Below are 11,182 nucleotides of genomic sequence, written 5' to 3'. Positions count from 1 at the left end.
GCAATGACCGGACGCACCAACGTCGGCACCCTCGAGGATCTGCACGCCTCGGCGACGAAGGTCGTGGGGCTCGACGATTTCGGGTCCGACGACTACCGGGAGGCGCTCGGCGTCCTACTGGAGTCCTACCAGCGCGACGCCGGGCTCACCGAGCTCGGCAGCAAGATGAGCCGGTACTTCCTGCGCAATGCGCTGGTGGCCCGCGCGCTCAGCGAGGCCTCCTGGAAGGCGAACCCGGAGTACGCCGAAACCCCGGTCGCCAGGCCGATTTTCGTGACCGGCCTGCCGCGCACCGGCACCACCGCGCTACACCGGTTGCTGGCCGCCGACCCACAGCATCAGGCCCTGGAAATGTGGCTGGCGGACTTCCCGCAGCCGCGCCCGCCGCGCGAGACCTGGGCCGACAATCCGATCTACCAGCAGCTCGACGCCGGATTCGCGCAGCATCGCATCGAGAATCCGGAATTCATGGGCGTGCACTACATGACCGCGGCCGAGGTGGAGGAGTGCTGGCAGCTACTGCGGCAGACGGTCAAATCCATTGCCTACGAGTCGCTGGCCTACCTGCCGACCTATTCGCAGTGGCTGCAACAGCAGGAGTGGACCGACGCCTACGCGCGGCACAAGGCGAACCTGCAGCTCATCGGCTTGGGTGATACCCGGCGCTGGGTGCTCAAGAACCCGAGCCATCTCTTCGCGCTGGACGCGCTCATGGAGGTGTACCCGGACGCGCTGATCATTCAGACGCACCGCGATCCGGTGACCATTGTCGGGTCCTCGTGCAGCCTGTCCGAACAGGCGACCAAGGGCTGGTCCACCACCTTCGTCGGCGAGAAGATCGGTGCGACGCAGCTGGAGCTCTGGTCACGCGGCCTGCGCGAATTCACCTCCGCGCGAAAGCGATACAACCCGGACCAGTTCCTGGACATCGAATTCGACGAACTGCGCGCCGACCCGTTCGGGACGGTCGAGAAGATCTACTCGACCTTCGGGCTGGAATCCACCGACACCGGTCGCGCGGCCATGCGGGCACTCGACGAGGACAGCAAGTCCGGTGACCGCAAACCCCAGCACAAGTACTCACTGGCCGACTACGGGCTGACCGAGGATCGGGTGCGGGCGGAATTCGAGATCGCCTGACCCGAGGCGATTTATCGTGCAGTGAGCGGTAGGTGGACCGGCGCGGCCGATCCGAAACCCGAAGAACCCAGGTCCAATTGGTTCAGGAAGTTCTGGATGAGGACGTACGGGTTCATCTACTGCTCCTTCTGCTGTTTCTTCTTCGGGGCGGGTCCGAGCATCGGCACCAGGTAGCGCTCGGCCAGGGCCGCCAATTGCGTCTCGTCGTCGAGATCGACTATCTGACTGGGGATCGCGAGGAACGACGCGCAGAGCCGGACCATCAGTTCCGCCACCATGTCGGCGTCCACCTCCGCCGCGATCAGGCCCGCGCGCTGCTCGCGGCGGAGTTGTGCCGCGGTGAATTCCCGCACGACGGCGACGGTCCGGCCTTGATCGCCCATGATCGAACCGACGAACATGTCCGGTTCGGCCGACAGCAGCCCGCCGATGATCGGGTTGCCGCGGATCGCGCGCAACGAGCCCACGAAACCGGCCACCACCCGCGCACCGGGCGTATCGGCCGGATGCACGTCAGCGCGGAATTGATCGAAGTAGCGCCGGAATTCGCGCAGGATCACCTGCTCGACCAGATCGTCCTTGGTCGCGAAGCGGCGATAGACCGTGATGCGTGAGACCCCCGCGCGGCGGGCCACATCGTCGATGGTCGAGCGGCGCACGCCCAGGGTGGCGAACTGCTCGCAGGCCGCATCCAGGATGCGGGAGCGGAGTTCGTCGCCGGCACCGGCACTTTCGCCTGCTGCGCCGTAGACGCGTTCCAGCAGCGAGGCGGTGTCCGGGGTCCGGTCGGGCGGCGAGGGCGGTGGCTTCACTTTTTCCATTCGGCTGTGGGGGCGGTCTTCGCGTGCTGTGATTCAGGATACATGGATACGAGAGCTGTATCTCTGTATCAGGGCCTCGATGAAGGGAATCGAAGCATGGACGCATATCGACTCACCCGGCGGGACGCATTGCGCGCGGCGGGCGGCGTGCTCGGTGCGGTCGGCACGCTCGCACTCGGCGCGCGCACCGCCAGAGCCGAACCGTGGACCTGGCAGGCCGACGGCTCGATCGCCGGAACCGGCAGCGGCGCAGACCCATTGACGGTCTACGACCCCGAAGCCGACCAAGTCGTCGCCGATGTCATGGACCACGAGGACGTGCCCGCGGTGAACCGGTTGCTGGCAACCTGGGTCAAGAACACCCAGCCCCTGCCCGCCGGACTGCCGAAGGGGCTGAGCGACTTCATCGAATCCGCCCGGCAGCTACCCGCCTGGACCGATCAGGGAAAACTGGCCCAGGCCTTCGAATTCAACAAGAAACGCGGCCTGTACCTCGGCGTGCTCTACGCCTTCGACAGCGGCATGATGTCCACCGTCATCCCGCACGAGGCCCGCGCGGTGTACTACTCCCGCGGCGGCTCCCATCTCAAGGAACGCATCTCCAAGACAGCCAAATTCGGCTACGACATCGGCACCGTCGACGCCTACGGCGACACCGGCGAAATGATCGTCACCTGCGTCAAGACCCGCATCATCCACGCCGCCGTGCGGCATCTGCTGCCGACCTCGCCGCAGTGGCCCGCCGGGGTGATCCCCATCAGCCAGGACGACATCATGGTCACCTGGCACAGCCTGGCCACCACCATCATGCGCACCCTGCGCTCCTGGAACCTGCAGATCCCAGTCGCCGAATCCGATGGCTACCTGCACAGTTGGCAGCTGGCCGCGCACTTCCTCGGTGTCCGTGACGAATACATCCCCAACTCCTGGGATCAGGCCGAAGCCCAGGCGGTCCAGGTCCTCGACCCCATCATCGCCCCCACCCCCGAAGGCAACGACCTCGCCGACCAGCTCCTGAATCTCGGTGAGGATCTCGACCTCACCCTCCTCAGCCGCGGCATCCTCGGCGCCTTCACCCGCTACATCCTCGGCGACAAGATCGCCGACTGGCTCGCCATCCCGCGCGAACCCCTCTGGAACCCCCTCCTCGACGTCGCCTGGCGCCCCTTCGTCGCCGTCCGCGAGGGCGTCGAATCCGTCATCCCCCCGATCGACAACGCCTACTGGATGTTCGACGAATTCCTCCGCCAATTCGCCCTCTGGTACCTAGCCGAACTCCGCATGCCCCTCAGCATCGAAATCCCTCGAACCAACCGATAGTGCGCGTTCGATGGATCGATTACTTTGGGGCTGTCGCGTCGTCCACATGAGCAACCGCGGTTTCCACAGCCCCACACTCACAGGAGAAATTCGATGCGCAAGATCACCGCAGGACTGTTCATCTCGCTCGACGGCGTTATCGGGGAACCGCAGGAATGGCATTTCCCCTACTTCAACGATGAGATGGGTGCGGCTGTGTCCGCCCAGCTCGGCACTGCCGACACGTTGCTGATCGGGCGCGTCACCTATGAGGGCTTCGCCGGCGCGTGGCCGGAGCGGGAGACCGCGGGTGGTCCGGATGAGCCCATGGCCAAGGGGCTCGGGGATGCTCGCAAGATCGTCGTCTCGCATCAGGATCTCGAGCTCACCTGGCGGAACTCCGAGCAGTTGAAGGGGGAGCTGGTCGAGGGGGTCAAGGCGCTGAAGGAGGAGGCGGGCGCGACCGATATCGCCATGAGCGGGTCACCGTCGATCATCCGGCAGTTGCTGGCGGCGGGGCTCATCGACGAATTGCATCTGCTGGTGCACCCGGTCGTCCGCAACAGCGGGCTGCGCCTGTTCGGCGAGGGGGAGCCGATCCCGCTGAAGCTGTTGTCCGCCACGCCGTTCGAGACCGGTGTCGTGCACCTGGTCTACGGGCCGTCCGAGCCGCCCGCCGCGGCCGGGTACGACGAGGCACGCGCGCATCTGGACCAGGACGCGCAGTAACCGCACAACAGAACTACCGACCGCGCTGAGCGCGTTCGCCGAGGAGCTCGTAACGGAGCTGCAGTCCGTCGGTGAACGCGCTCAAAGCCAATTCGAAACTCTCCGAATCGATTTCATCGGCCTTCGCGCGTAACAGGTGCGCCTGCTCCAGATGCGGGTAGCGGTCCCGATAGACCTGGACGTCATCGGCGAAACCGCGGGAGAACGAGCCGAGGGTCGCGCCCATCACCAGATAGCGGGTCGCGGCGCCGATCATGGTCGCGTCCCGCGGCGGCCAGCCCGCGCCGACCAGACCGCCGTGTACCGCGTCGGCGGCCCGCAGATTCTCGTCCCGCTTACCCGGGCCCGACGCCAGGTACGGCACGAAGTTGGGGTGCGCGATCAGGGCCGCGCGATACGAACGCGCCCAGGAGACCAGGCCGTCCCGCCAGCCGAGCCGTTCGAAGGCCGACGCGTCGACGCGGGCCATGATGCCGCTCGCGATATCGTCCAGCAGATCGTCCTTGGTGGGGTAGTGCCCGTATAGCGAAGGGGCTTGAACGCCCAGTTCAGCGGCCAATTTCCGCATGGACAGGTCGGACAGGCCGGCGCGGTCGACGATGGCCAGCGCGGCCTCGCGGATGCGTTCCCGGCTCAGTAGCGGCACTCGTGGCCTGGGCATCTAATCGCCTTCCTGGAAGCATTGCCACACCTCCCTTGAAAAACCGAACGCCGTTAGGATACCGTGGCGAGAGTAAACCTAACAGCGTTTGGTTAGGAGTGATCCGCACCATGGACTTCGAACTCGGCGAGGCGCAGCGCGAACTGCGCGACCTCGCCCGCGCCTGGGTCGACAAGGAGGTCATCCCGCACGCCGCGGCCTGGGATCGCGCCGAAGCGGTCGACACCGCCATCGTCGGCAAACTCGGCGATATGGGCTTCCTCGGCATCGAAATCCCCGAGGAATACGGCGGATCCGGCGGCACCGCCCTCGACTACTGCCTGCTGCTCGAGGAACTCGGGCGCGGCGACAGTTCGGTGCGCGGCATCGTCTCGGTGTCACTGGGACTGGTGGGCAAATCCATCAAGACCTACGGCACCGAGGCGCAGCGGCGGGAATGGCTGCCGCGCTTGTGTTCCGGCCAGGCCCTGGGCTGCTTCGGGCTCACCGAACCCGGCACCGGCTCCGACGCGGGCAACCTCACCACCAAAGCCGTTGCGGACGGCGAGGATTGGCTGCTGTCCGGTACCAAGATGTTCATCACCAACGGCACCTGGGCCGAGGTGGCCATTATCTTCGCCCGCACCGGCGGGCCCGGGCCCAAGGGCGTCACCGCCTTCCTGGTGCCCACCGACGCGCCCGGATTCACCCGCACCGAGATCAAGGGCAAGCTCGGGCTGCGCGGGCAGGCCACCGCGGAATTCGTACTCGACCAGGTCCGGGTGCCCGACGCCAATCGGCTCGGCGAACTCGGCCAGGGTTTCAAGATCGCCATGGGCGCCCTCGACAAGGGACGCATGGGTGTGGCCGCCGGTTGCGTCGGCGTCGCGCGCGGCTGCCTGGAAGCCGCGGTGAAGTACGCCGGGGAACGCGAGCAATTCGGTAAGCCGATCGCCTCCTACCAGCTGGTTCAGGAACTCCTCGCCGATATCGCCGTCGATGTCGAAGCGGCGCGGCTGCTCACCTGGCGGGTCGCGCATCTGATCGAGCACGGAAAGCCGTTCGGCACCGAGGCTTCGGTCGCCAAACTGTTCGCCAGCGAGGCCGCGGTGAAGGCCGCCGACAATGCCATCCAGGTCTTCGGCGGCTACGGCTACATCGACGAGTACCCGGTCTCCAAATACCTGCGCGACGCGCGCGTACTCACCCTCTACGAGGGCACCAGCCAGATTCAGAAACTGCTCATCGGGCGCGCCCTCACCGGCGTGAACGCCTTCCTCTGACGCACCTGACCCACAAGGAGATTCGAATGCCGAAAGTAGCTGTCGTCACGGGTGCGGCCCGGGGCATCGGCGCGGCCACCGCCCGGCGACTGGCCGCCGACGGCTTTACCGTGGTCGTCGCCGACCTCGACGAAGCGGCGGGCAAGGACACCGTCGACGCCATCGTGGCCGCGGGCGGCAAGGCCATCGCCGTCGCCTGCAATGTCGCCGACGAAGCCTCGGTGGACGCCGCCTTCGAACGCGTTGCCGCGGAACTGGGTTCGGTCGACATACTGGTCAACAATGCCGGCGTGCTGCGCGACAACCTGTTGTTCAAGATGTCGGTGGAGGACTGGGACACCGTCATGTCGGTGCACCTGCGCGGCGCCTTCCTGTGCAGCCGGGCCGCGCAGCGGTACATGGTGAAGCAGAAGTCCGGCAAGATCGTGAACACCTCCAGCGTGTCCGCGCTCGGCGCACGCGGGCAGGCCAACTACTCCGCCGCCAAGATGGGCATCCAGGGCTTCACCCGCACGCTCGCCATCGAACTCGGGCCGTACGGCATCAATGTCAATGCTGTCGCGCCGGGCTTCATCGTCACCGAGATGACCGATGCCACCGCCGCCCGCGTCGGCGTCAGCCCCGAGGACTTCCGGAAGGCCGCCGCGGATATCACCCCGCTGCGCCGGGTCGGCGAGCCCGCCGATATCGCGAACGTGGTGTCGTTCCTCGTTTCCGAGAACGCCTCCTTCGTCACCGGTCAGACCATCTACGTCGACGGCGGCCGCAAGCTCTAATCGAGAGAAGCAGAATCACCATGCAGAGAACAGTTTTCGACGCAGACCACGACGCCTTCCGCAAGACGGTGCGCGCGTTCATCGAGTCCGAGGTCGCACCCGTCTACGACGAGTGGTACCAGGCCGGCATCGTCCCGCGCGAGTTCTATTACAAGCTGGCCGATCTCGGCGTCTTCGGCATCGAAGTACCCGAGGAGTTCGGCGGTGCGGGCATCGAATCCTTCAAGTTCCAGACCATCCTCATCGAGGAAACCGCCCGCGCCGCGGTCTCGTTCGGCGGATCCAGCGTGCACGTCGGACTGTGCCTGCCGTACCTGAAGAAACTGGCCACCGCGGAGCAGCGGCGGCGCTGGCTGCCCGGCTTCGTCACCGCCGAGCTCATGTTCGCCATCGCCATGACCGAACCCGGCACCGGCTCCGACCTCGCCGGAATGCGCACCACCGCAAAGCTTTCCGAGGACGGCACCCATTACGTGCTGAACGGGTCCAAGACCTTCATCACCGGCGGCGTGCACGCCGACCGCGTCATCGTGTGCGCCCGCACGGCCCCGCCGAAGGACGAGGACCGCCGATTCGGCATCTCGCTGTTCGTGGTCGACACCGAGTCAACCGGCTACGCGGTCGGCCGCAAGCTGGACAAGCTGGGGCTCAAGGTTTCCGACACCGCCGAACTCAACTTCACCGATGTGCGGGTACCGGTCGAAGACCTGCTCGGCGCGGAGCACAAGGGCTTCCATTACCTCGGCCAGAACCTGCCGCAGGAGCGCCTGTCCATCGCCATCGGCGCCTACGCCCAGGCGACGGCCGCCATCCGCTTCGCCAAGGAATACACGCAGCAGCGCAATGTCTTCGGCCGGCCGGTCGCCGGATTCCAGAACACCAAGTTCGAACTCGCCGCCTGCCAGGCCGAAGTCGACGCCGCCGAAGCCGTCGTCGACCGCGGGCTGGAAGCCCTCGACGCCGGCACCCTGACCGCCGCCGACGCTGCCTCCGCCAAGCTCTTCTGTACCGAGGTCGCGGCCCGCGTCATCGACCGCTGCCTGCAACTGCACGGCGGGTACGGGTTCATCAACGAATATCCGATCGCCCGTTTGTACGCGGACAACCGCGTGAACCGCATCTACGGCGGCACGTCCGAGGTCATGAAGATGATCATCGCCAAGGACATGGGCCTGTAGCCACATCCCCGCTCGACACCACGAGGTCCCAATGAACGCGACTCTCTCCCTCGCCAGCATTCTCGCCGAACCGGCGCGGCGGCGGCCCGGCCATATCGCCCTCATCGAAGGCGAACAACGCGTCACCTTCGCCGAATTGTGGCGGCAGGCCCGCGAACAGGCCGCCGCACTCATCGAACTCGGGGTGCGGCCGGGGGACCGCGTCGCGCTCATGGGGCCCAATACGACCGACTTCCCGCGCGCCTACTTCGCGATCCTGGCGGCGGGGGCGACCGTGGTGCCGGTGCATCTGCTGCTCACCGCCGACGAGGCCGAGTACGTGCTGCGGGACAGTGGGGCCAAGCTGCTGGTCTGCCATGACATGGTGCAGGCCGTCGGCAAAGCGGCGGCGGCGCGGGCCGGAATCGACTGTGTCGCACCGCAGGAACTCACCGGGGAGCCCATCGCCACCTTCGTGACGCGCGGTCCGCTCGATATCGCGGTCGTGTTCTACACCAGCGGGACCACCGGGCGGCCCAAGGGCGCCGAACTCAGCCACCTCAATATGGTCATGTGCGCGACGGTGAATGCGTTCGACGCCAACGAGGTTCACCGTGACGACATCGCACTGGGCGCGTTGCCGCTGTTCCATGTGTTCGGGCAGACGGTGTCCATGAACTCGCACTGGCGGGTCGGGGCGACGCTGGTGCTACTGCCCAGATTCGATGCGGCCGCGGCCATCGACCTCATGGTGCGCGAGGGCGTCAACACCTTCCACGGGGTGCCGACCATGTATCACGGGCTGCTCGCGGCCGCCGGTGATGCGGCGGAGCTACCGCGACTGCGGCTGTGCATCAGCGGCGGCGCCGCCCTGCCGCCGGTCGTCATCGAGGACTTCGAGCGCGTGTACGGGAGCTACATCCTCGAGGGCTACGGACTGTCCGAAACCTCGCCCACCGCAACGGTGAATCAGCCGGAGCTCGGTCCCAGGGCCGGGACGGTCGGGCATCCGGTGTGGGGCGTCGACGTGGAGATCGCCGACCCGGACGCACGCGACAGCATCCGGCTGCTGTCCGCGGACACCGTCGGCGAGGTCGTGGTGCGCGGGCACAATGTGTTCGGCGGCTACACCGGACGGCCCGACGCCACCGCGGAAGTCATGTGCGACGGCTGGTTCCGCACCGGCGACCTCGGCACCAAGGACGCCGACGGGTACCTGCGCATCGTCGACCGCATCAAGGAGATGATCATTCGCGGCGGGTTCAATGTGTACCCGACCGAGGTCGAGGCCGCGTTGCTGCGGCACCCCAAGATCGCGCAGGTGGCGATCATCGGCGTGCCCGACGAGACCTACGGGGAAGAGATCCTCGCCGTGGTCGTGCCCGACGGGCCGCTCACCGCCGACGAAGTCATCGACTACGCCAAAGCACATGTGGCACGGTACAAGTACCCGCGCCGCGTCGAGTTCCTCACCGAACTGCCGCTCGGGCCCACGCACAAGATCCTCAAGCGAGAATTGAAGGAGCGTTTCGCGTGATCGATTTCGATGACTTCGAGAAGTTGCGTTCGGCAGTCGGCACGGAGATCGGGGTGAGCGACTGGATCACCATCGACCAGGCGCGCATCGACAAGTTCGCGGAGGCCACCGAGGACTACCAGTGGATCCACGTGGACGCCGAACGCGCGGCCGCCGGACCCTACGGCAGCACCATCGCGCACGGGTTTCTCACCCTGTCGCTGGTGGTGCCGATGACCGCGCAGATCATGACGGTCAGCGCGGCCGGAATGGCAATCAATTACGGGCTCAATAAGGTTCGCTTCATCAACCCCGTGCCGGTCGACAGCCGGATTCGCGGGCGCATCACCCTCGACACCGTCACCGATATCGCCGGCGGCGTGCAGGCCGAGCGCACCGTCACCGTCGAGATCGACGGCGTCGCGAAACCGGCCTGCGTCGCGCAGAGCATCGCGCGCTACCTCGCCTGAGCTGTCTAACCGGCCCACCGCCCCGGACCGAACGGTTCCGCACCCATCGGCGCCGCGTCCGGGGTCATGGTCGCCACCACGGCGATCCCCGCGGCCTGAAAGTTACTGAGCGCGCGTTGAATATGGTCGTCCGAGGTGACCAGAATGACCGCGTTCACGCCGATGGCCTGCATGAGCTGCGCCGAGAACAACGCGTTCTGCACCGTCGAATCCGCTTGCGTCTCAGTGTGAATGCGCGCCGGATCGATCCCGCGCGCGATCAGCCAATCCGCCATGGCCTGCGCCTCGGTCACGCCGTTCTGCGGATTACCGCCCGTCACGATGATCGGCGAAGCGGGGGACAGTAGGGCCGAGACATAACCGGTGTACAGCCGCGCCATGAGCTCCGGCCGCATCGACCCGTCCGGTTGCAGGCCGTAGCCGAGCACCACGATTGCGGTATTCGGGTTGAAGATCGCGGGCAGGTTCAAACCTGGTAGCCGGAAAGTGGTCAGCCCGTCGACCACGGCGAGCAGATCGCTCGGCAGCCCCGGAACCGGCGGCGGTGGGGCGGCGTGGGCCGGAGCAACAGCCACCGCGATGGCCACCACCGTCACGCTGGGCAGTAAGGCGCGGATCACCTTGGTGCGGAGATTTGTCGGGACCGAGATTTTCCGATGTCTGCGGACAGTGAACATCGCCACCCCCTGAATAGCCGATCGGTGACTACTGGTCGGTTCAGACTCTGCGATCCATGATCACCCCTAATCCGGTCTGCGGTAGGGGGTTTCGCGAAATCTTCGATCATGTGACTGCGATCACATCTCATGCCGTGTCACAGTCCGGGGCGCCGGTTCGTCGACCTGATGTAGCCAACGAACAACACACGGAAAGCGAGAAGACGATGGCACGCATCGACATCACCCAGAGCGAGACCGCCGGCAAGTTCATGAAGCGCTTCGTCACCGCCAGCCGCGCCCTCGAGGACGGCGGCCTGGCCGAGACCACCCAGGAACTCGTCAAGATCCGCGCCTCCCAGATCAACGGCTGCGGCGTCTGCCTCGACGCCCACGTCAAGGACGCCGCGGCCGCCGGCGAAACCCCCGTCCGCCTCGCACTGATCGCAGCCTGGCGCGACACCAACGTCTTCACCGACGCCGAACGCGCCGCCCTCGCCCTCACCGAGGAAGGCACCCGCATCGCCGACCGGAGCCACCCCATCTCCGACGCCACCTGGGCCGAAGTCACCAAGCACTACGACGACGACCAGGCCGCCATCCTCATCGGCCTGATCGCCGTCATCAACACCTACAACCGGATCAACGTCCTCACCGGCCAGCTCGGCGGCGACTACGTCCCCGGAGCCTGGTGA

Annotated in this window: 12 protein-coding genes; 9 read left to right on the top strand and 3 right to left on the bottom strand. The window is 66.4% G+C overall.

All coding sequences use genetic code 11. The annotated features are described in order from the left end of the window. The first annotated feature begins 3 nt into the window (after positions 1 to 3). On the top strand, positions 4 to 1,140 hold the full coding sequence (locus tag ACIP5Y_RS42015; RefSeq protein WP_400358778.1) for a sulfotransferase family protein: 1,137 nt from the start codon (positions 4 to 6) through the stop codon (positions 1,138 to 1,140). Positions 1,141 to 1,256: 116 nt separating this feature from the next. Here ACIP5Y_RS42015 and ACIP5Y_RS42010 read toward each other — a convergent pair whose 3' ends face one another. After that, a complete protein-coding gene (locus ACIP5Y_RS42010) occupies positions 1,257 to 1,961 on the bottom strand; it encodes a TetR/AcrR family transcriptional regulator (RefSeq protein WP_400358776.1) in 705 nt (234 codons plus the stop codon). 96 nt (positions 1,962 to 2,057) lie between these two features. Here ACIP5Y_RS42010 and ACIP5Y_RS42005 point away from each other — a divergent pair, with 96 nt between their 5' ends. Next, positions 2,058 to 3,281 (top strand): oxygenase MpaB family protein, encoded by a 1,224-nt coding sequence (locus ACIP5Y_RS42005; protein WP_400358774.1) that lies wholly within the window; start codon positions 2,058 to 2,060, stop codon positions 3,279 to 3,281. 93 nt (positions 3,282 to 3,374) lie between these two features. Then, complete coding sequence (locus ACIP5Y_RS42000; RefSeq protein ID WP_400358772.1) at positions 3,375 to 3,989, top strand: dihydrofolate reductase family protein; 615 nt, start codon at positions 3,375 to 3,377, stop codon at positions 3,987 to 3,989. A 13-nt stretch (positions 3,990 to 4,002) separates the two neighbouring features. On the opposite strand, the gene ACIP5Y_RS41995 is transcribed toward ACIP5Y_RS42000, so the two are convergent. After that, positions 4,003 to 4,650, bottom strand: a complete 648-nt coding sequence (locus ACIP5Y_RS41995; protein WP_400358770.1) for a TetR family transcriptional regulator — start codon at positions 4,648 to 4,650, stop codon at positions 4,003 to 4,005. A 110-nt stretch (positions 4,651 to 4,760) separates the two neighbouring features. On the opposite strand from ACIP5Y_RS41995, the gene ACIP5Y_RS41990 reads away from it, so the two are divergent. From ACIP5Y_RS41990 to ACIP5Y_RS41970, 5 genes are read left to right on the top strand one after another with little or no spacing between them, the layout of a single operon-like run. After that, complete coding sequence (locus tag ACIP5Y_RS41990; RefSeq protein ID WP_400358768.1) at positions 4,761 to 5,912, top strand: acyl-CoA dehydrogenase family protein; 1,152 nt, start codon at positions 4,761 to 4,763, stop codon at positions 5,910 to 5,912. A gap of 26 nt (positions 5,913 to 5,938) precedes the next feature. Continuing rightward, on the top strand, positions 5,939 to 6,688 hold the full coding sequence (gene fabG, locus ACIP5Y_RS41985; RefSeq protein ID WP_400358766.1) for a 3-oxoacyl-ACP reductase FabG: 750 nt from the start codon (positions 5,939 to 5,941) through the stop codon (positions 6,686 to 6,688). 20 nt (positions 6,689 to 6,708) lie between these two features. After that, positions 6,709 to 7,866: an acyl-CoA dehydrogenase family protein gene (locus tag ACIP5Y_RS41980; RefSeq protein ID WP_400358764.1), complete on the top strand. Its 1,158-nt coding sequence runs from the start codon at positions 6,709 to 6,711 to the stop codon at positions 7,864 to 7,866. A 31-nt stretch (positions 7,867 to 7,897) separates the two neighbouring features. Further along, positions 7,898 to 9,382: a long-chain fatty acid--CoA ligase gene (locus ACIP5Y_RS41975; protein ID WP_400358762.1), complete on the top strand. Its 1,485-nt coding sequence runs from the start codon at positions 7,898 to 7,900 to the stop codon at positions 9,380 to 9,382. After that, entirely contained in the window at positions 9,379 to 9,831 is a 453-nt protein-coding gene (locus ACIP5Y_RS41970) for a MaoC family dehydratase (protein ID WP_400358760.1), read from the top strand. The genes ACIP5Y_RS41975 and ACIP5Y_RS41970 overlap by 4 nt, the downstream gene beginning before the upstream one ends. A 5-nt stretch (positions 9,832 to 9,836) precedes the next feature. Here ACIP5Y_RS41970 and ACIP5Y_RS41965 read toward each other — a convergent pair whose 3' ends face one another. Beyond that, the gene (locus tag ACIP5Y_RS41965; RefSeq protein WP_400358758.1) at positions 9,837 to 10,508 is read right to left on the bottom strand and encodes a YdcF family protein; all 672 of its coding nucleotides are present in this window, start codon (positions 10,506 to 10,508) and stop codon (positions 9,837 to 9,839) included. 206 nt (positions 10,509 to 10,714) lie between these two features. Here ACIP5Y_RS41965 and ACIP5Y_RS41960 point away from each other — a divergent pair, with 206 nt between their 5' ends. After that, complete coding sequence (locus ACIP5Y_RS41960; RefSeq protein ID WP_400358756.1) at positions 10,715 to 11,182, top strand: carboxymuconolactone decarboxylase family protein; 468 nt, start codon at positions 10,715 to 10,717, stop codon at positions 11,180 to 11,182.

The sequence above is a fragment of the Nocardia sp. NPDC088792 genome (assembly GCF_044750615.1).
GTDB lineage: Bacteria > Actinomycetota > Actinomycetes > Mycobacteriales > Mycobacteriaceae > Nocardia.
Note: the sequence above shows the minus strand (reverse complement) of the source record. Positions and strands in the feature narration are given on the sequence as shown.